This window comes from Mycobacterium nebraskense, from assembly GCF_002102255.1.
In the GTDB taxonomy this organism is placed as follows: Bacteria; Actinomycetota; Actinomycetes; order Mycobacteriales; family Mycobacteriaceae; genus Mycobacterium; species Mycobacterium nebraskense.
On sequence record NZ_LQPH01000158.1, the window covers coordinates 138588 to 159979 of the forward strand.

Consider the following 21392-nt stretch of genomic DNA (forward strand, 5'->3'; position numbering starts at 1 on the left):
GTGCGAGCGCTGCAACCGCAGTGCTGGACTTCGGATGATTCCGGAGCGCAACCGGCCTGCCGCGCGGATCGCATCTTGACCGGCCAAGGAGGACGAAGCGCATGGCATCCGTCGAGGGTTTGAGCGAGCCGGCATCGGGTTTTGCGATCGTCGGCTACGCGGCGCGTTTTCCCGGCGCCGCGGATGCGAATGAGTTCTGGGATGTGTTGAGCCAAGGCCGGGATGCGATATCGGAGGTGCCGCAGGACCGGTGGGATGTCGACGAATTCTTCGACCCGGAACCCGGTGTGCCCGGCAAGGTCGTGACCCGTCGTGCCGGTTTTGTCGATGACGTGACGGGGTTCGACGCGCCGTTTTTTGGTATGTCGACGCGCGAGGTCAGGTTGATGGACCCGCAGCACCGGATCTTGCTGGAGACCGCGTGGCGTGCGGTCGAGCATTCGGGTACCGCGCCAACGGCGCTGGCTAACACCAACACTGGTGTCTTCGTTGGTTTGGCCACCCACGACTACCTGGGAATGGCGTCCGACGAGCTGACTTACCCCGAGATCGAGGCCTACATGGCCATCGGGACGTCGAGTGCCGCGGCAGCGGGCCGGATCAGCTATCGGTTGGGGCTGCAGGGTCCCGCGGTGGCCGTCGACACGGCGTGCAGCTCGTCGCTGGTGGCCATCCATCAGGCGTGCCAAGCGCTGCGCTTGGGAGAATGCGACCTCGCGCTTGCCGGCGGCGCAAACGTCCTGCTCACCCCGGCGACCATGATCACGTTCTCCAGCGCGCACATGCTCGCGCCCGACGGCCGATGCAAGACATTCGACGCGGCGGCGGACGGCTATGTGCGCGGCGAGGGATGCGGCGTCATCGTGATCAAGCGCCTCGAGGACGCCATCCGCGACGGCGACCGGATTCGGGCCGTCATCCGCGGCAGCGCGATCAACCAGGACGGCGCATCCGGGGGATTGACGGTGCCGAACGGCGTTGCCCAGCAAAGGGTCATCACCGACGCGCTGAAGCGCGCCGACCTGCAACCGCGCGACGTCGGGTACCTCGAAGCGCACGGCACCGGGACCTCGCTGGGCGACCCCATCGAGGCCCAGGCCGCGGGTGCGGTGCTCGGCGCCGGGCGCGAACCCGGCCAGCCGCTGCTGATGGGCTCGGTGAAGACGAACATCGGACACCTGGAAGCGGCCGCGGGTATCGCGGGTGTGATCAAAGTCATCCTGTCGCTCGAGAACGAGTTACTGCCGCAGCACCTCCACTTTCAGAACCCATCGCCCCACATCCCCTGGGACCGGCTTGCGGTGCAGGTTGTCAAGGAGGCCACCACCTGGGAACGCAACGGGCAGCCGCGCATCGCGGGAATCAGCTCATTTGGGTTCGCCGGGACAAACGCTCACGTGATTCTCTCCGAAGCGCCCGAGCGGGCGGCACCGGTTCCGGTCGGGCAGCCCGGGGACCGACGGCTCAGCATCCTTCCGCTCTCGGCGCGAACCCCCGCCGCGTTGGTGCAACTCGCCGGGGAATATCGAAGCTGGTTGATAGCGCACCCGGAGGCCACCCTGGCGGACGTGTGCTTCACCGCCGGGGTGGGGCGCGCACACTTGGAGCAGCGCGCCGCGTTGGTGGTCAATTCCAGAGAAGCTGCGATCGAGCTACTCGGCGCAATCGCGGACGACCGCCCGGCGCCCGGTTTGTTTCGCGGAGAATCCCATGACACACCGAAGACGGCCTGGCTGTTCACCGGTCAAGGCAGCCAGTACCCCGGCATGGCTCGGGAGTTGTTCGACACCGAGCCGGTGTTCGCCGAGACGCTGAATCGTTGCGCTGCCGCGGTCGCTGACCTTCTCGAAAAGCCTCTGCTGGAAGTGATTTTCGACGTGGACGGCCCGGATGGCGAAGCGACGCTGCGGCAGACCTCCTACGCGCAGCCCGCCTTGTTCGCGGTGGAGATGGGCCTGGCCCGGCTCTGGCAGTCGTGGGGCTTCCAGCCGGACGTGGTGCTGGGCCACAGCGTCGGCCAGTATTCGGCGGCCTGCGTCGGGGGCATATTCAGTCTCGAGGACGGCGCGCTGCTGATGGCCGAACGTGGCCGTCTCTTCGGCAGTCTGCCGCCGGGTGGCCGGATGGTCGCGGTGTTCACCGCCGCCGAGCGGGCCGAGCGCCTGACCGACGAGTTCCCCAGCCTGTCTGTCGCCGCCTACAACGGCGCCAACACCGTATTGTCCGGACCCGCAGCGGATCTCGAGCAGGCGGTGGCTCGACTGGAGGTCGACGGTGTCCGGTGTGACTGGCTGGACACCAGCCACGCGTTCCACTCGGCGTTGCTGGACCCGATCCTCGACGAATTTGAATCGTCTGCGGAGAGGTTCAACTTCAATGCGCCACAACGGATTTTGATTGACAACCGCACCGGCGCCGCGCTCGGCCGGAGCGTGAAACTCGATGGCGCCTACTGGCGCCGTCACGCGCGTCAACCGGTGGAATTCGCCAAGAGCGTGCGCACCCTTGCCGACCTGAATTGCAAGGTGTTGCTGGAGATCGGCCCACGACCCGTTCTCACCGCGGCTGCCCTGGGCGCATGGCCCGACCCGGCCACCGCGCCGCGGGCGATCACCTCTTTGCGCCGAAACACCGCCGACCACAGGCAGATCATCGAAGCCGTCGCCGATAGCTATGTCCTGGGCCACGTGCCCGACTTCGACGCGTTACGGCAGGCGCACGCCCAAAAGCTCGATCTGCCCACGTATCCGTTCGAGCGCCGGCAATACTCGTTTCGGGACAATCGGGAGGACAATCGCGATCCTGTCGACCAACAACAGCCCATGGCGGCGCGCACCCAGGCCATCCGCCTTCTCGAGGACGGCCGGATCGAGGAGCTCGCGACCCTGCTTGACGGTGTGGGCGGTGATCATCAGACTCTGGATGTACTCACCAAGCTTGCGGCACAACACAACCAACAACGCACGGCCCACTCCATCGCGGACGACCGCTACGAGATCCGCTGGGACAAATCAACTGCTCCACTCTCCCGCACCGAAGTGGGTGAGGGATCCAGTTGGGTCGTCGTCGTCGACGATGTCAATGCGGTCCAGCCGTTGGTCGACGTGCTGAGTGCACACAACCACCGGCACCGGGTCGTCGCGTTGCCGTTGTCCGACGCAGACACCGAACGGCTGGCGGACACGTTGCGCGCTGCGGCAGCAGACGATTCGACGCTATGCATCGTGCACGTCGCGGCCCTGGAGGCCGGGACCACACCATCGATGCGGTCACTGTTGCGGATGCAACACCGGATCCTTGGCGGAACACGCCGGCTGTTCAGCGCCGCGGTCGCCGCTGAACTACGCAGCCCCATCTGGGTCGTGACCCAAGGGGCACAGCGCGTCATCAACACGGACACGGTGGCGCCGCATCAGAGCTGCCTGTGGGGATTCGGGCGTGCCGCATCGCTGGAGCACCCGCACGTGTGGGGCGGCCTGGCGGACTTGTCGGAAGGTACTGCCGGCGAATGGTCTGCGCTCATCGACCGGATCACCACGCCGCACGGCCCGGCCATCAGGGAAGATCAGCTCGCGCTGCGCGATCAGGCGGTCTACGTTCCCCGGTTGGTTCGGCGCAGCGAGCCGCCGAGCGGTACACCGCTGCAACTGCGAAACCACGCAACGTATTTAGTGACGGGCGGACTGGGTGCGATCGGGCTGGAGATTGCCGGGTACCTGGCCGCGCACGGTGCCGGGCATCTGGTGCTGACCGGTCGACGCGCCCCAACCGAGGCCGCACAACGGCGCATCGATGCCCTGAGCGAACAGCACGGTTGCCAAATCCGCGTCGTTGCCGCCGATGTCGCCGACGCGCACGACGTCGCACGCCTGCTGGCAGGCGTGCAGGCCGAGCTGCCGCCGCTGGCCGGCATCGTCCACGCTGCGGGCGAGATCGGCACCACCCCGCTGAGCGCACTACAGGACGCCGAGGTCGATCGCGTCTTCGCCGGCAAGGTCTGGGGTGCTTGGCATTTGAGCGAAGCGGCGACCGATCTAAAGCTCGACTTCTTCATCAGCACGTCCTCGATCGCCTCGGTGTGGGGCGGATTCGGCCAGAGCGCCTACGGCGCGGCCAACGCCTTCCTCGACGGGCTGCCCTGGCGCCTGCGCGAGCAGGGCATCCTCGGGGGCAGCGTCAATTTCGGGCCGTGGTCGGCGGGCATGGCCGACGCGGAATCTCGTGCGCGACTGGATCAGCGCGGGGTGCGGACGTTGTCACCTGCCGATGCACTTGCAGGTCTGGCCGACGTCGTGGCGTCCGCTCCGGCGCACGGCCCCGCGCAAGGAGTCGTCGCCCGGATCGACTGGGCCCGCTTCCTGCCGCTCTACCAGCAAGCGGGTAGGCGGGCGTTCCTGGCGGAGCTGGAGCGCGAGGTGCCCGATGCGGTGCCTGCGGTGACAACGACTGGCAAGACCCCGTTGGTCGAGCGGCTCACCGGCGCTCCGGTGCAGCAGCGCAAGAAACTCCTGACCGATTACCTGCGTGACGTGGTAGCAGAGGTGACGCGCGTGGATGCCGCGGAGATCCGCGAGGACGCGGGGTTCTTCGACCTCGGCATGGATTCGCTGATGGCCGTCGAATTGCGGCGCCGCATCGAGCAAGGCGTGGGCAAGCAGATCCCGGCCACCCTGGCGATGGATCACCCGCGGCTGTCCGACGTGGCCGACTACCTGCTCGACGACGTGCTCGAGCTCAGCGATCAGGCATCCTCCAAAACAAGGTCCCAGCCGGCATCGGCGGTGGCGACGCGCACGGATGAACCGATCGCAATCGTCGCGGTGTCGTGCCGCTTCCCCGGCGCACCCGATCCGGAAGCCTTCTGGGAGTTGCTGTCTGGAGGCGTCGATGCGATCCGGGAGGTCCCGGAGGACCGATTCGACATCGACGAGTTCTACGACCCGGACCCGGACACCCCGGGCAAGACCTACACGCGGTTCGGCGGATTCCTCGACGAAATCGACGGATTCGATCCCGAATTCTTCGGGATTTCCCCCCGCGAGGCCGTCTGGATCGAGCCACAGCAGCGGCTGATGCTTGAAACGGTATGGGAGGGTCTGGAACGGGCCGGGTACTCACCGGCGGCGCTGCGCGGCAGCCGAACCGGCATCTTCGCCGGGGTGGCCGCCAACGAGTATGCGCATCTGCTGTCGTCGGAGTCGATCGACAAGATCGAGCCCTACTTCATCACCGGCAACGCGCTCAACGCCATCTCCGGCCGGGTTGCTTTCGCGCTTGGACTCGAAGGACCGGCCATGGCAGTCGACACCGCATGCAGCTCGGCGCTGGTGGCCGTCCATCAAGCCGTCCAGGCACTGCACTCCGGTGACTGCGACATGGCGTTGGCCGGCGGTGTAAACGTCTTGCTTTCGCCGGTGACGGTCATCGCCGCCTCCCGCGCGAGGATGCTTTCCCCTGTCGGGCGATGCAAGACCTTCGACGCCTCCGCCGACGGTTACGTGCGCAGTGAAGGCTGCGGAATCCTGGTACTCAAGAGGTTGAGCGATGCGCAGCGTGATGGCGACCGGATCTGCGCGGTCATTTCCGGCAGCGCGGTGAACCAGGACGGAGCGTCCAGCGGTTTGACGGTGCCCAATGGTGGTGCGCAGCAACGGCTCATCGGGACGGCGCTGGCTCGCGCCGGTTGGGCCGGCGGCGACGTCGACTACCTCGAGGCGCACGGGACGGGCACGCCGCTGGGTGATCCGATCGAGGTGCAGGCGGCCGCGGCCGCCTACGGTGTCATGCGTGACGCGGACCGGCCATTGCTGATGGGGTCAGTGAAGACCAACATCGGCCACACCGAATCAGCCTCGGGTGCAGCGGGTTTGATCAAGGTCGTGTTGTCGCTGCAGCATGAGGTACTGCCGCAGAGCCTGCACTTCGAGAAGCCGTCGCCGCACATCCCGTGGGATTCGCTGCCGGTGCGGGTCGTGGACAAGTCGATGCCGTGGCAGACCAGTGGCAGGCCCCGGCGCGCCGGCGTGAGCTCGTTCGGATTCACCGGCACCAACGCGCACGTGCTGATCGAGGAGGGCCCGGCGCCAGCTGCAGCCGAGGACGGAGTCGCGACGAAGTCGGCGTCGGAAGCTCAGGCTGAACAGGTAAAGGTGCTGACGCTGTCCGCGCGGTCACCGGAAGCACTGGCGGCGTTGACCCGACGTTACGAGGCCTGGCTGGGCGCCCACCCGGACGTGGACCTCGACGAGGTATGCCGCACCGCCGGAACGGGCCGTTCACACTTCGAACATCGCGCCGCGCTGGTCGTGGATTCGGTCGAGGGCGCGCGCGAGGCCCTGGCCGAATTGGCCGAGGACCGGCTGCGACCCGGTGTCGTACGTGGCGAGCACACTCACCACCCGACGACGGCCTGGTTGTTCACCGGCCAGGGCAGCCAATATCCGGGGATGGCGCGTGAGTTGTTCGACACCGAGCCATTTTTCGCCGAAACCGTGACACGTTGTGCGGACGCGGTCAGTGACATCCTGCCGCTTCCCTTGCTGGAGGTGCTCTTCGCCACCGATCGTGAAACCGGCGGCGAAGCCGGAGAAAGGCTGCGGCACACGTCGTTTGCGCAGCCGGCACTTTTCGCGGTCGAGATGGGCCTGGCCCGGCTGTGGCAGTCCTGGGGGATCGAACCCGATGTGGTGCTGGGGCACAGCGTGGGCCAATACGCGGCGGCGTGTGTGGCGGGCGTGTTCAGTCTCGAGGACGGCGCCCGGCTGATGGCCGAGCGCGGCCGGATGTTCGGCAGCCTGCCCGAAGGTGGGCGAATGGTGGCGGTGTTCGCCGACGCCAAGCACGTCGAGGAGGCCGCCGGCGAATTCCCGCGGGTGTCGGTCGCCGCCTACAACGGACCCAACACCGTGCTTTCGGGGCCGGGTGAGGATCTGGAGCAGATCGTCGACAGCTTCGGCGACGAGGGGATCCGCTGCACCTGGCTGCAGACCAGCCACGCCTTCCACTCGGAACTGCTGGATCCGGTGCTCGCAGAATTCGAGTCGTACGCAGCGCAATTGCAGTTCGCCGCCCCGACGATGCCGCTGGTCTGCAACCGCACCGGCGCCGTGCTGACGCCCCAGACGCCACTCGACGCTCAGTACTGGCGGCGGCATTCCCGCCAGCCGGTGCAGTTCGCCGAGAGCATGCGCACCGTCGCGGCGCTCGGGTGCTCGGTATTGATGGAGATCGGCCCGCAACCGGTGCTGACCGGTGCTGCGGTGCAGGTCTGGCCGGAGCACCTGGCCGCGCCCCGGGCGATCGTCTCGCTGCGCAAGGGCGTCGGCGACCGGCGCCAGATCGCCGACGCGCTGGCAGCGGCCTACGTCGGCGGCCATCGCCCCGATTTCGCTGCGCTGCATCGTCACGGCGGGCACAGGATCGAACTGCCCACCTATCCGTTCCAGCGCCGCCGGTTCTGGCCTAAGACGTCCAGCATCGCCGTCGATGGCCCGGCGGTGTCCGGAATCCTCGGCAACGCGAAAGACCTCGCCTCCGGTGACTCCGTCTACACCAGCAGGTTGTCCGTCAAATCGCAGCCGTGGCTATCCGATCACGTCATCTACGGCACCGTCGTCGTCCCCGGGGCGACGTACGCAGCGATGGCACTGGCCGCGGTCGGTGCACCGGCGCGTGTGAAGGACATCTTCTTCTACGAGCCGATCATCCTGCCCGAGAAGAGTTCTCGCGAGGTACAGCTGAGCCTGCATCCGCCGCAGGACGCCGGCGAGTCCACATTCCAAGTGCACAGCCGCCCGTACGGTGAACGTAGCGCCGAATGGTCGCTGAACGCCGAAGGCACCGTCGTGACCGTCACCGACGAACCGGCGTCGGAGGACGCGGTCCCCGTCGACGAAGCGATCGAGCGACTGAACCGGATGCGTCCTCAGGAGTTGTTCGAGACCTTCGCTGACTTGGAGCTATCGTGGGGGCCGACCTGGTCCGGTTCCCTGAAGTCACTGTGGCTCGGCGAGGGTGAGGCGATCGGCGACATCGTGGTCGGTGAAGAACTCGCCGAACACCTCGGGACCGAGCCGATGCACCCGGTGCTGATGGACCTGTGCACCGGCGTCGCCTTCCCGGCGTTCCCGGCGCTCCTCGCGGCCGAACAGGGCGTCAACGATCTCTTCTTGCCGCTGCGGTACGGGCAGGTGACGCTGCGGGAGAAGATGCCTCGACGGTTCTATTGCCGCGCGAGGTGGCACAACAGCGAACTCAACAGCGAAACCCAGGTCTTCGACCTCGATTTCGTCAATCGGGATGGCCGCCAGCTGGGAGGAATTCGCGAGTTCACCGTGAAACGCGCACCCCGCGAGGCGCTGCTGCGCGGCCTTGGCGGCGACGCCACCCGACTGCTCTACACCCTTGGCTGGCACGAGGTACCGCCGCCGGCGCCGACTGACAGTACCGCGAACGGCACCTGGTTGATCGCCGGATTCGACGAACTGGCCGCCAGCGTGCCGGGCTGCATCCCGTTGCACCGGACCACCGATTCCGAGCCCCTGGGACAGCTGCTGGCGCAGGCCCACGAACGTGGTCTGCCGTTCTCGGGCGTCGTCTGGCGCGCCGCCGCACCGGGCGGAGGCGAGTCGAGCGCTGAGGTCGCCGCACGCATCGAGACCGAGATCGCCAACCTGCTCAGCGCCGTGCACACCGCGCAACGCGGCGACGTGAAACTGCCTGGAGGACTGTGGATCGTCACCGATCGGGCGGTAGCCACCGAATCCGGCGAGCCGGTCGACCCAGTGCAGGCGGCACTCTGGGGATTCGGGCGCACCACCATCAACGAGGAACCGGCGCTGCACTGCAGGCTGGTCGACTGCGACGGATCGCCGGAGGCGGTTGCGGCGTTGGCCAGTCTGCTGGCCACCCCGGTCGACGAACCGGAACTCGCGCTGCGACAAGGAAAGCTGCTGGCCTCCCGGCTGTTGCCGTGGGCACGCAGCGGTCATCTCGCGGTGCCGCGTTCAACCGACTACGTCCTGGCGCCCACCGAACGCGGCGCGATCGACAACCTGCGGCTGACCGAGGCGGAAGTGCCGCCGCCGGACGAGGGCTATGTCCAGGTCCGGGTGGAGGCTGCCGGCTTGAACTTCCGGGACGTGCTCAATGTGCTGGGGCTCTACCCGGGCGATCCGGGCCCGATCGGCGGCGACTTCGCCGGCGTCGTAACCCAGGTGGGTGGGGGCGTCAGCGGGCTCGAGGTCGGCCAACGCGTCTTCGGCTTCATGCAGGGCGCTTTCGCCAGCCGGTTCAATGTGCCGGCCCAGCTGCTGGCGCCGATTCCCGACAGGCTGAGCGCGGTGGACGCGGCGACCATTCCCGCCGCGGCGCTGACGGCCCGGCTCGCGTTCGACTGGGCGCAGCTGAAGCCCGGCGACCGTGTCCTCATCCACGCCGCCAGCGGTGGTGTCGGATTGGCCGCCATCCAGATGGTGCAGCGGCACGGTGCGATCGTCTTCGCCACCGCCAGCACCTACAAGCGCGCGGCGCTGCGCAAGCTGGGCGTGGAATACGTCTACGACTCGCGCAGTACGGATTTCGCCGACCAAATCCTCGCCGATACCGACGGCGCGGGCGTCGACGTGGTGCTCAACAGCCTGACCAACGAGGGATTTGTCGAAGCCACCGTACGGGCCACCGCCCAGAATGGCCGCTTTGCCGAGATCGCCAAGCGCGACATCTGGACTCCGGAGCAGATGGCGGCGGCCCGTCCCGACATCGCCTACGAGATCGTTGCGCTGGACACGGTTACCTTCCAAGAGCCCGAACGCATCCGTGGCCTGCTGGCCGAGGTGTCGGACGGGTTGGCCGCCGGCGAGTGGACACCACTGCCCGCCGAGATCTACCCGCTGACGGAGGCGAAGACGGCGTTTCGCCGCATGCAGCAAGCGCGGCATATCGGCAAGATCGTGCTGCAGATGCCGAATCCGTTGCAGCCGCGGGCCGATCGGAGCTATCTCATCACCGGCGGCCTCGGTGCCATCGGTCTGCACATGGCCTCGTATCTGGCCCAACGCGGGGCCGGTGACATCGTGTTGACCAGCCGGCGCGCGCCCGATGCGGACGCGCAACGCGTCATCGAGGAGATCACCGAGCGCTACAAGTGCCGCATCCACGTATTGGCGGCCGATGTCGGCGACGAGTCCGAGGTGGAGAAGCTGCTGGAACGGATCCGCACCGAGTTGCCGCCGCTCGCCGGGGTGGCGCATCTGGCCGGCGTGCTCGACGATGCGCTGCTGTCTCAGCAGAACCTGGAGCGATTCCGGACAACGTTGGCGCCCAAGGCGTTCGGCGCCCGCCATTTAGACGGGTTGACCAAGGACGATGATCTGGACTTCTTCATCGTGTCCTCCTCGGTGTCCAGCCTGTTCGGTTCACCCGGGCAGGCCAACTACGCGACTGCCAACGCGTTGCTCGACGGTCTGGTGGCGCAGAGAAGGGCGCGGGGCCTGCCCGCCACTGGTGTCAACTTCGGTCCCTGGGCCCAGGGCGGCATGGCCTCCTCGGCGGCCGCGAGCGCCAATGTCACTGCGCAGGGCCTGATTCCACTGGAACCGTCGGCCGCGCTGGGCGCCCTGGCCGAGGTCGTCGCCAATGGAACCGGCCAGGCCACCGTCATCAAGGCCAACTGGCAGCGTGCGGCGAAGGTGCTGGGCAGTTCGCGTCCACCGATTCTCGACCTGGTGTTGCCGAGTGCCGTCGGAGAGGTCACGGGCGACAGTGAGCTGCTCAAGCAGCTGATGGAGATACCGGTGCCGCAGCGCGCGGGTTTCGTGACCGAATTCCTTCAGCGCGAAGTACAGAACTTCCTGCGGCTCGCGCAACCGCCCGCCGCGACCAGTCGGTTCCTGGACCTGGGTACGGATTCACTGATGGCGATCGAACTCCGCAACCGGCTGCATAGTCAGTTCGGCGGCAAGTTCACGATTAACGCGACCGCGGTGTTCGACTATCCGACCATCGGGGGGCTCGCCGAATATCTCGTCGGTCAGCTGTCCGAGGCGGACTCTGCGCCGGGCCGGCAGTCGGTTGCCGGGTCAGGCAGTGATGTCGAATCCGGTGATGACCTTAGTGGGGCGGACGCGAACCACTAGTTCGCCGGGGGCGGAGTTGCGGCGACCGAACTCCTCGGCGCGGTCGGCGCCCATGTACCGGCCGCCGGTGCGGGTCGCGATGTCCAGGACGTCCTGGGGATCCTCCGTTACCGCCGCGACACCCTGCACCTGGACGAACGAGTAGGGCGGGTGGGGATCGTCGACGCAGATCACGACTCGCGGATCACGTGCCAGCGCACGGCCTTTCGACGTGTCGCGGCCGGTGTTGAACGCCAGCTGTCCGTCGTCGACGACGAACCACACCGGGGCGACCAGTGGTCTGCCGTCGGCGGCGACGTACCCGAGCATCCCGGTGCGGGTTCCGCCGGACAGGAACTCGACGACCCGGCCGGACAGCTCGGCCATTCGCTAGAGCCGGGCCAAGTCGTAGTCGCCGATGTGGTCGATCAGATTGTGCAGGTGGTCGCCGGAGGTGCCCAGGGTGTGCTCGATTGCGGTGAGCCGGGCCGCGTAGTGGGCGACCGGATATTCCGCGGTCACACCGATTCCGCCATGCATCTGGATCGACTCCTGCGCGATGTGCCGGCCCGACCGGCCGATCTGCAGCTTGGCGCGCGAGGCGATCACCGGGTCGAGGTTGCCGTCGGCGATCGACATCGACGCGTACAGGCTCATGCTGCGGGCCAACTCCAGCGATACGTACATGTCGGCCGCCCGCTGGGTGAGTGCCTGGAATTTGTTGAGCGTGACGCCGAACTGCTTGCGCGTCTTGAGGTAATCGGTGGTCAGCCGCAGCGCTTCTTCCATCGCCCCGACCGCTTCGGCGCACAGCGCCGACTGGATGCGGATGATGGCGTCGCGGATGGCCTGCGAGGCGTCGACCGCTTCACCCAGGGGTTCGGCCGGTGCGGCGTCCAAGTCGACCTGCGCGCCGCGTTGTCCGTCGAAGGTCCGGTACGGGTGACGGGTGATGGCGGGGGTTTCGGAGCTCGCGTCGACCAGGAACAGCCCGGTGCCGCCGTCCGGCAAGGCGGTGCTGACCACCAACGTGTCGGCGCAGTCGCCGGCGAGCACCGGGTTCTTGCGTCCGCTCAACGTCCACGAATCCCCTTGCCGCACAGCCTTGGTGCCCACAGCTGCGGTCGGCTTGCGGTGGCCCGGTTCCAGGTGGGCGAAGGCCAGCAGCCGTTGGCCGGCCGCGACATCGTCGAGCTGTTCTCTCTGGGCGTCGGTGCCCAGCTCAGCGATCAGCGCACCTGGCGCCAGCGCGGCGTGCAGGATCGGTTCGGGCGCCAACCGGCGCCCGGCCTCGGCGAGCACGACCATGATCTCGATCTGGCCCGCCTCGTCCGGGTCGAAGCCGAGGCCGAGGATCCCGGTGTCGGCGAGCTGACTCCACACCTCACGGCTCCAGCCCAGATCGGAGCCGATGACCTTGTTGCGGCTCTCCGGGTCATAGCTGCGCGACAGCAGGTCGCGGGTCGTGTCGCGGAGCAGGGTCTGCTCGTCGGTCAACTGAAAGTCCATGGCTGCCTCACAATCCCAGAATGGTGGACGCGATGATGTTGCGCTGCACCTCGCTGCTGCCGCCGTAGATCGACGTCTTGCGGTAGTTGAGGTAGTGCGGCGCACTGTGTTGCGCCCAGTCCGGGGACGCAATGCCTTCCCCGTCGGCGGGCAGTGCGTCCGGGCCCGCCACCTCGACGAGCAGTTCGGTGGCCACCTGCTGTAGCTGGCTGCCGCGGAGTTTGAGCACCGACGAGGCGGGGTTGGGCTGCCCGTTCGCGGAGTCGGTGACCACCCGCGACTGCGTGAGTTCCAGTGCCAGCAGCTCGTTTTCGGCCTCGGCCAGCCGCGCCGCAAACAGGGGATCCTCGAGCACCCCGGTGGCCGCGGCGTGCTTCTTCACCTCGGCCAGGCGTACTTTGGTGCGCCCGACCCCCGCGATGCCGGTGCGCTCATTGCCCAGTAGGAACTTCGCGTACGTCCAGCCCTTATTCTCTTCTCCCACAAGCTGGTTGGCGGGCACGCGGACGTCTTCGAAAAAGATCTCGTTGACCTCGTGGCCGCCGTCGATCGTCTTGATGGGCCGCAGCGTGATGCCCGGCGTCTTCATGTCGAACAGCAGAAACGAGATGCCGGCCTGACGCTTGGGCGCCTGCGGGTCGGTGCGCACCAGACAGAAGATCCAGTCCGCGTACTGGCCGAGCGTGGTCCAGGTCTTCTGGCCGTTCACGATATAGCTGTCGCCGTCCCGCACCGCGGTGGTGCGCAGCGATGCCAGGTCCGAACCGGCCTCGGGCTCGGAGAACCCCTGGCACCACCAGATGTCGAGCCGGGCCGTCGGGGGCAGGAAGCGTTGTTTGACCTCCTCCGAACCGAATTCGGCGATCACCGGGCCCACCATCTTGGTATTGAAGTTCAACGGCTCCGGGACACACGCCAGTTGCATCTCGTCGGCCCAGATCTGGTGCTGGGTGGGCGTCCAGTCCTTGCCGCCCCACTCGATCGGCCAGTTCGGTACCGCCAGACCGTGCTCGTGCAGAATCTTGTGGCTGGTGACGATGTCGTCGCGGTTCACTTCCGCCGCGCCACGGCGCACCCGCTCGCGCACCTCTTCGGGAATCTTGGTGGTGTAGATGGTGCGGAGTTCGTCGCGGAACGCGGCTTCCTCCGGTGTGAGCGCCAGTTGCACGGCGACCTCCTGTCGTCTGGGGGTGAACGCGGCTACCAGCGTCGGATGAATGCCCGGATCTGGGGACGCGTTCTTGGTTACATATTGACCCATCCCGTACGGCGGTTGTGCACAGCCTCGATTTAGTCCACAGTCCGGGTCGCGGCGCCGCCGGGCGGGGCCGATCTGGGGGTTGGCGCGCCTACGGTCGGCGCATGCGAACAGAGCTTCCTGCCGAGCGCCTGCAGCGGCGACTCGGTGCCGAACCGGACACCGAGTCCGACGGCTCGGGGTCGACGTCACCCGGGGAGGCGGCAGACGAGGACCAGAATTCACTGCTGCCGCGGTGGCTGCCCGATGCTTCCCCGGATCGGGGCTGGGTGGCCAGACTGCGCGCCGACCCGGGGCGTGCCGGTGCCATCGGATTGGCGATCGTGGCCGCGCTGGCCGTGCTTGTCACGGTGTTCACCCTGCTGCGCGACCGGCCGGCGCCGGTGATGTCGGCCAAATTGCCGCCGGTCGAGAAGGCGTCCACGGCAAGCCCCAAGCCCTCGGCGAGCCCCGGTGCCGGCCCCGACCGGCCGGTGGTGGTGAGCGTGGTGGGCCTGGTGCACAGCCCCGGACTGGTCACCCTGGCGCCCGGCGCGCGCGTTGCCGACGCGCTGCAGGCCGCGGGCGGGGCGGTGAACGGGGCCGACACCATCGGGCTGAACATGGCGCGCCCGCTCGGCGACGGCGAGCAGATCGTCGTCGGGCTCGTTCCCGTCCCCGGGCAGCCGACCGCGCTGGGAAGCTCGGTGGCCTCCGGGTCGACGCCGACGTCGAAGCCGCCGCCGCCGCGGGCCGGCACCGGGTCGGTCAAGCCGAAGGCGGGTGAGGTCCTCGACCTCAACACCGCGACCGCGGAGGACTTGGACGCCCTGCCCGGCGTCGGACCGGTCACGGCCGCCGCGATCGTCGCCTGGCGACAGGCCAACGGCAAGTTCACCAGCGTCGACCAGCTCGCCGATGTCGACGGCATCGGACCGGCGCGGCTGGAGAAGCTGCGCGCCCTGGTCCGTGTCTGACACCGGTGCGCGATTCCGGCCGCGTCGAATCGGGCGCGGCGCCCGTCGATGCGCGCCTGGTGCCGGCCGCGCTCACCTGCTGGGTGGTGACCGCGGCCGGGATCTGGTGGCCGATCGGCCGGGTGGTGGCGGCGTGCTGCGTCGTGTTGGTCGCCGCCTCCGGCGTGCTGGTGTGGCGCGCCGCGCGCAGGCCGGGCGAAACCGGGCGGCTGCGGGCCGTCAGCGCCGGCGTCGTCGCGGTCGGGGTCATCGGCGCGGGGTTTGGGTTCGCGGTAGCGCTGCGCGCCGAAGCGGTCGATCGCCACCCGATCACCGCGGCGTTCGGGACGGTCGCCCCGCTGACGGTCACCCCGACCGAGAGCCCCGTGTCGTTGGGTCGCGGCCGGCTCATGTTTCGCGCCACGCTGCAGCGCCTGCGCGACGCGCAGATTTCCGGCCGGGTGGTCGTATTCGCGCGCGCCTCGGACTTCGAATCGGAAGCCGGTGGGCTGATGGTGGGCCGGCCGGTGCGGTTCACCGCACGAATCGGCCGTCCGACCCGCCGCGACCTCACCGTCGCGGTGCTCAACGCGTCGGGCCGCCCGACCCTGGGCACCGCCGGCGCCGTGCAGCGGGCCGCCCACACGGTGCGCGGCCGATTCGCCGCCGCCGTTCGCGGCACGTTGCCCGCCGAACAGGCGGCGATGCTGCCCGCCCTGGTCCTGGGTGACACGTCGGCGGTCACCGCCGAGACCGACCGCGACTTTCGCGCGGCCGGCATGACGCACTTGATGGCGGTGTCGGGGGCCAACGTGACCATCGTGTGTGCCGCTGTCCTGTTCTCGGCGCGTCTGATCGGTCCGCGGGCGGCCGTCGTCCTCGCCGCGCTGACACTGGTCGCGTTCGTCGTCGTCGTGCAACCGACGGCGAGCGTGTTGCGGGCGGCCGTGATGGGCGCCATCGGGCTGGCGGGGATGCTGTCTTCGCGGGCGCGCCAGGCCATCCCGGCGCTCTGCGCCACGGTGCTGGTCCTACTGGCGATTGCCCCACAGCTGGCGGTTGACGTGGGCTTCGCGCTGTCGGTGGTCGCGACGGCCGCGTTGGTAGTCATCGCGCCGGGGTGGTCGCGACGTTTGGTGGGCAGAGGTTGGCCCAAGCCGCTGGCCGACGCGCTGGCGATCGCCGCGGCCGCGCACGTGGTGACCGCTCCGCTGGTGGCCGGTATCTCTGGTCGAGTCAGCCTGGTGGCGGTGGGCGCCAACCTGGCGGCGGCACCGGTGATAGTGCCGATCACCGTGCTGGGCAGCGCGGCGGCCGTGTTGAGCGTGCCGTGGCCGTCCGGTGCGCAGTTCTTGATCCGTTTCACCGGCCCCGAACTGTGGTGGGTGGTGCGGGTGGCGCGCTGGTCGGCCGGTGCGCCCGCGGCGACGGTACCCGTTCCGTCCGGCGTGCCCGGAGTGCTGCTGGTCGCCGGCGTGACCACGTTGATGGTTGTGGTCGCCACGCGGCTACGCGGCCGGCGCTGGTTTGGCGCCGCGATCGGCCTGGGCGCGCTGACGGCTGTCCTCTGCGCGCTCGCTTGGTGGTTGTCGGAGCTGTTGGATCCCAGGGCGGCCTAGTCGGTCCTTCGTGACACCATCGTGGGGTGAGCGAGATTGCGCCGTTGCACCTGGTCCTGGGAGACGAGGATCTGCTGGTCGAGCGCGCGGTGGCCGACGTGTTGCGGTCGGCTCGCGAGCGGGCCGGCTTCAAAAACGAGGCCGACGTTCCGGTCAGCCGAATGCGGGCCGGTGACGTCAGCACCTACGAGCTCGCCGAACTGCTGAGCCCGTCACTGTTCGGCGACGAGCGCATCGTCGTGCTGGAGGCCGCCGGCGAAGCGGGCAAGGAGGCGGCCGCGGTGATCGCCTCGGCCGCGGCCGACGTTCCACTGGGCACGATGCTGGTGGTCGTGCATTCGGGCGGCGGGCGGGCCAAGGCGCTGCCCACCGAGTTGCAGTCACTCGGCGCCGTCGTGCATCCGTGCGCGCGGATCACCAAGGCCAGCGAGCGGGTTGACTTCGTCCGCAAGGAGTTTCGTGCGCTGCGGGTCAAGGTCGATGAGGAGACCGTGACCGCCATGCTGGACGCGGTCGGCTCCGACGTGCGAGAGCTGGCGGCCGCGTGTTCGCAACTGGTCGCCGACACCGGTGGGGTCGTCGATGCCGCCGCGGTCCGCCGCTACCACAGCGGCAAAGCCGAGGTGAAGGGCTTCGACATCGCGGACAAGGCGGTGGCCGGCGACGTTGCGGGAGCCGCCGAGGCGCTGCGCTGGGCGATGATGCGCGGTGAGCCGCTGGTGGTGCTGGCCGACGCGCTGGCCGAGGCGGTCCACACGATCGGCCGGGTCGGGCCGCTGTCAGGCGATCCCTATCGGCTGGCGTCGCAGTTGGGAATGCCGCCCTGGCGGGTGCAGAAGGCCCAGAAGCAGGCGCGGTATTGGTCGCGCGACAGCGTGGCGGCCGCGATGAAGGTGGTGGCGACGCTCAATGCCAACGTCAAGGGGGCCGTGGCGGACGCCGATTACGCGCTGGAGTCGGCGGTCAGAAAGGTGGCCGAACTGGCCGCCCACCGGCACCGATGATCGCGCGCGGGGCTCAGAGCTTGTTGAGCGCTCGCGCCAGGGCCGACTTCTTGTTGGCCGCCTGATTCTTGTGGATCACGCCCTTGCTGGCCGCTTTGTCCAGCTTGCGGTTGGTCGACGCAAGCAACTCCGTGGCCTTGTCTTTGTCACCGGCGTGAGCGGCCTCGCGGAACGCGCGCACGGCGGTGCGAAGCGAAGACTTCACCGACTTGTTGCGCAGGCGAGCGCGCTCATTGGTCCGATTGCGCTTCTGCTGCGACTTGATGTTGGCCACGCTTGAGTTCCTTCTCCGATTCGACGTTTGTTTGGGGCGCCGGATATCACCACAGCGACTGCCCAGGTTATCAGTCGGTTACGTTTTCTCCCAAAACGGGAACCCGTGGCCTGCCAGAACGCCAATTTGAGGCAGCATCTGAAAAGTGAGTCTTCCGAGCCAGCTTGAGGAAACCAGGCGGGGGTTGCGCGCTGCGCGTGCCGAGCGCATTTTCGGCGGATACAACGTGTCGTCGGACACCTATTCGATGGCCTTCGACGAGATGTTCGATGCCCAGGGCACCGTTAGGGGACCGTACAAGGGCATCTATGCCGAGCTCGCGCCGTCGGACGCCTCGGAGCTCAAGGCCCGCGCCGAAGCGCTGGGCCGCGCCTTCATCGACCAGGGCATCACGTTCTCGCTGTCGGGTCAGGAACGGCCTTTTCCACTTGACCTGGTTCCGCGGGTGATCTCGGCCGCCGAGTGGAGCCGGCTGGAGCGCGGCATCATCCAGCGCGTCAAGGCCCTCGAGATGTATCTCGACGACATCTACGGCGACCAGGAGATCCTCAACGACGACATCATCCCGCGCCGCCTGGTTACTTCCTGCGAGCATTTCCACCGTCAGGCCATGGGCATCGTCCCGCCCAACGGCGTGCGCATCCACGTCGCCGGCATCGACCTGATCCGCGACGAGAAGGGCAACTTCCGGGTGCTTGAGGACAACCTGCGCTCGCCGTCGGGGGTGTCCTATGTCATGGAGAACCGGCGGACCATGGCGCGGGTCTTCCCGAACCTGTTCGCCACCCACCGGGTGCGCGCGGTCGACGACTACGCGTCGCACCTGCTGCGTGCCCTGCGCAATTCCGCGGCCACCAACGAGGCCGACCCGACGGTGGTGGTGCTGACCCCCGGCGTGCACAACTCGGCCTACTTCGAGCACTCGCTGCTGGCCCGCCAGATGGGCGTCGAGCTGGTCGAAGGTCGCGACCTGTTCTGCCGGGACAACCAGGTATACATGCGCACCACGGAAGGCGAGGTGCAGGTCGACGTCATCTACCGGCGCATCGACGACACCTTTCTGGACCCGCTGCAGTTCCGTGCCGACTCGGTGCTGGGCGTGGCGGGCCTGGTCAACGCCGCGCGCGCCGGGAACGTCGTCATCTCCAGCGCCATCGGCAACGGTGTGGGTGACGACAAGCTCGTCTACACCTATGTGCCGACCATGATCGAGTACTACCTGGGGGAGAAGCCGCTGCTCGCCAACGTCGAGACGTACCGGTGCTGGCTTGATGACGAACGCGAAGAGGTGCTGGACCGGATCGACGAGTTGGTCCTCAAGCCGGTCGAAGGGTCCGGCGGTTACGGCATCGTGTTCGGGCCGGAAGCATCCGACAAGGAGTTGGCCACCGTCGCCAAGAAGGTTCGCGACGATCCGCGCAGCTGGATCGCCCAGCCGATGATGGAACTGTCGACCGTGCCGACGCAGATCGACAACACGCTGGGGCCCCGGTATGTCGACCTGCGGCCATTCGCGGTCAACGACGGCAACGACGTGTGGGTGCTGCCCGGCGGGCTGACGCGGGTGGCCCTGGTAGAGGGCTCGCGGGTGGTCAACTCCAGTCAGGGCGGTGGCTCGAAGGACACCTGGGTGCTGGCACCGCGCGCGTCGGGAGGCGACCGGGAGCTCGGGGCGGCGGAAGTCGTGCGCTCGCTGCCGGAGTCCATCCCTGACCCGGTGCTGGACGGCGCGCCACGGTTGACGCAAACACAGCCGCAACCCACCGAACCGCCCCAGGAACAGCACCTGCAGCAACAGCAACAGCGAAAAGCGAAGCGCTGATGTTGGCCCGTAACGCCGAGGCGCTGTTCTGGATCGGTCGCTATGTCGAGCGCGCCGACGACACCGCGCGCATTCTCGACGTGGCGCTGCACCAGCTGCTCGAGGATTCCAGCGTCGACCCGGACCAGGCGTCTCGGCTGCTGCTACGGGTGCTCGGAATCGATCCGCCGCACCACGACCTCGATGTCTGGTCGTTGACCGACCTGGTGGCCTTCAGCACGAACGCTTCGGGCGGTTGTTCGATCGTCGACGCCGTCACGGCGGCTCGGGAAAACGCCAAGTCGGCGCGGGAAGTGACGTCCAGCGAGATCTGGGAGTGCCTCAACACCACCTACCATGCCCTGGCCGAACGCGAGCGTGCCGCCAAACGACTTGGGCCCCATGAATTTCTGTCGTACGTCGAAGGCCGGGCGGCGATGTTCGCCGGGCTTGCGGACTCGACGCTGTCGCGCGACGACGGGTATCGCTTCATGGTGCTGGGCCGCGCGATCGAGCGGGTCGACATGACGGTGCGGCTGCTGCTGTCGCGGGTGGGGGACAGCGCGTCATCCCCGGCCTGGGTGACGCTGTTGCGCTCCGCGGGCGCGCACGACACCTATCTGCGCACCTACCGCGGCGTGCTGGATGCCAGCCGGGTGGTCGAGTTCATGCTGCTGGACCGGCTGTTTCCGCGTTCGGTGTTCTATTCGCTTCGGCTGGCCGAACACAACCTCGACGAACTGATGCACAGTCGGCAGAGCCGGATCGGGGCAACCGGGGAGGCGCAGCGGTTGCTCGGACAGGCCCGCAGCGAACTGGAATTCGTGCAACCCGGTGTACTGCTGGAATCCTTGGATAACCGCTTGGCGGGGCTGCAGCGAACCTGCCGCGATGTCGGAGAAGCGTTGGCGGTGCAGTACTTCCACGTCACTCCGTGGGTCGCATGGTCGGACGCCGCCGACCGCGCCCGGCTGGTCAGCAGGCAGGGAGACGCCTGATGTGGCGGCTGCGGGTGGTGCACACGACCGGGTACGCCTACCAGTCGGCGGTGACCGCGTCCTACAACGAAGCGCGGTTGACCCCGCGCTCGGACACCCGGCAGAACGTCATCCTCAATCGCGTCGAGACGATTCCCGCAACCCGGTCCTATCGCTACATCGACTATTGGGGCACGGCCGTAACAGCATTCGACCTGCACGCGCCGCACACCGACCTCACGGTGACGTCGTCGTCGGTGGTCGAAACCGAGCGGCCGGAACCGCCGGTGATCGACGTCGGCTGGGGTGACCTGCAGTCGGAGGCGGTGATCGATCGGTTCGACGAATTGCTTCGCCCCACCGCGCACACCCCGGCGAGCAAGAAGGTTGCGTCCGTGGCCAAAAAGATCGCCAAGTCACACAAGCCCGCCGAGGCCGTCGTCGCCGCGGCCCGCTGGGTGCGCGGCGAGCTGGAATATCTCCCGGGTACCACCAGCGTGCACTCGTCCGGGCTCGATGCGTTGAACGAGGGCAAGGGTGTCTGCCAGGACTTCGTGCACCTGTCGCTTATGTTGTTGCGAGCCATGGGAATTCCGGCGTACTACGTGTCGGGTTACCTGCATCCCAAACGCAGCGCCGTCGTCGGGGACACCGTGGACGGGCGCAGCCACGCCTGGATTCAGGCGTGGACGGGCGGGTGGTGGAGCTACGACCCCACCAATGAATCCGAGATCTCCGAGCAATACGTCAGCGTGGGCGCAGGCCGCGACTACACCGACGTCCCTCCCCTGAAAGGCATCTACTCCGGTCAGGGGGCGACCGATCTCGACGTCGTCGTGGAGGTCACCCGGCTGGCTTAGCCGTGGAGCGTGCGCGAGCATAGCGTTCATGCCATGAACGA

11 protein-coding genes are annotated in these 21392 nt (G+C 67.9%); 7 read left to right on the top strand and 4 right to left on the bottom strand.

Annotated elements, in window-relative coordinates:
* The first annotated feature begins 101 nt into the window (after window positions 1-101).
* The gene (locus AWC17_RS24280; RefSeq protein WP_046182114.1) at window positions 102-11135 is read left to right on the top strand and encodes a type I polyketide synthase; all 11034 of its coding nucleotides are present in this window, start codon (window positions 102-104) and stop codon (window positions 11133-11135) included.
* On the opposite strand, the gene AWC17_RS24285 is transcribed toward AWC17_RS24280, so the two are convergent.
* The 3 genes from AWC17_RS24285 to AWC17_RS24295 are packed head-to-tail and all read right to left on the bottom strand — an operon-like array spanning window position 11079 to window position 13791.
* On the bottom strand, window positions 11079-11501 hold the full coding sequence (locus AWC17_RS24285; RefSeq protein WP_046182113.1) for a PPOX class F420-dependent oxidoreductase: 423 nt from the start codon (window positions 11499-11501) through the stop codon (window positions 11079-11081). The two genes, AWC17_RS24280 and AWC17_RS24285, sit on opposite strands and share 57 nt — an antisense overlap.
* A 3-nt stretch (window positions 11502-11504) precedes the next feature.
* Entirely contained in the window at window positions 11505-12623 is a 1119-nt protein-coding gene (locus tag AWC17_RS24290) for an acyl-CoA dehydrogenase family protein (RefSeq protein WP_046182112.1), read from the bottom strand.
* Window positions 12624-12630: 7 nt separating this feature from the next.
* The gene (locus tag AWC17_RS24295; RefSeq protein ID WP_046182133.1) at window positions 12631-13791 is read right to left on the bottom strand and encodes an acyl-CoA dehydrogenase family protein; all 1161 of its coding nucleotides are present in this window, start codon (window positions 13789-13791) and stop codon (window positions 12631-12633) included.
* 194 nt (window positions 13792-13985) lie between these two features.
* Here AWC17_RS24295 and AWC17_RS24300 point away from each other — a divergent pair, with 194 nt between their 5' ends.
* From AWC17_RS24300 to holA, 3 genes are read left to right on the top strand one after another with little or no spacing between them, the layout of a single operon-like run.
* Window positions 13986-14837, top strand: coding sequence for a ComEA family DNA-binding protein (locus AWC17_RS24300; protein ID WP_047323203.1), 852 nt, complete (start codon window positions 13986-13988; stop codon window positions 14835-14837).
* 5 nt (window positions 14838-14842) lie between these two features.
* Entirely contained in the window at window positions 14843-16435 is a 1593-nt protein-coding gene (locus AWC17_RS24305; protein ID WP_047323202.1) for a ComEC/Rec2 family competence protein, read from the top strand.
* Window positions 16436-16479: 44 nt separating this feature from the next.
* Entirely contained in the window at window positions 16480-17439 is a 960-nt protein-coding gene (gene holA, locus AWC17_RS24310; protein ID WP_141224757.1) for a DNA polymerase III subunit delta, read from the top strand.
* Window positions 17440-17452: 13 nt separating this feature from the next.
* Here holA and rpsT read toward each other — a convergent pair whose 3' ends face one another.
* Window positions 17453-17713 (bottom strand): 30S ribosomal protein S20, encoded by a 261-nt coding sequence (gene rpsT / locus AWC17_RS24315; RefSeq protein ID WP_046186254.1) that lies wholly within the window; start codon window positions 17711-17713, stop codon window positions 17453-17455.
* A gap of 145 nt (window positions 17714-17858) precedes the next feature.
* Between rpsT and AWC17_RS24320 the strand changes: the two genes are divergently transcribed.
* Genes AWC17_RS24320 through AWC17_RS24330 form a run of 3 tightly spaced genes read left to right on the top strand, consistent with a single transcriptional unit; the run spans window position 17859 to window position 21351 of the window.
* The gene (locus AWC17_RS24320) at window positions 17859-19535 is read left to right on the top strand and encodes a circularly permuted type 2 ATP-grasp protein (RefSeq protein WP_046186253.1); all 1677 of its coding nucleotides are present in this window, start codon (window positions 17859-17861) and stop codon (window positions 19533-19535) included.
* Window positions 19535-20512 carry an alpha-E domain-containing protein gene (locus AWC17_RS24325; protein ID WP_046186252.1) on the top strand — a complete coding sequence of 326 codons (978 nt, stop codon included), beginning with the start codon at window positions 19535-19537 and terminating at the stop codon, window positions 20510-20512. Before AWC17_RS24320 ends, AWC17_RS24325 begins: the two co-directional genes overlap by 1 nt.
* Window positions 20512-21351, top strand: coding sequence for a transglutaminase family protein (locus AWC17_RS24330; RefSeq protein ID WP_046186251.1), 840 nt, complete (start codon window positions 20512-20514; stop codon window positions 21349-21351). Before AWC17_RS24325 ends, AWC17_RS24330 begins: the two co-directional genes overlap by 1 nt.
* The last annotated feature ends 41 nt before the right edge of the window (window positions 21352-21392 follow it).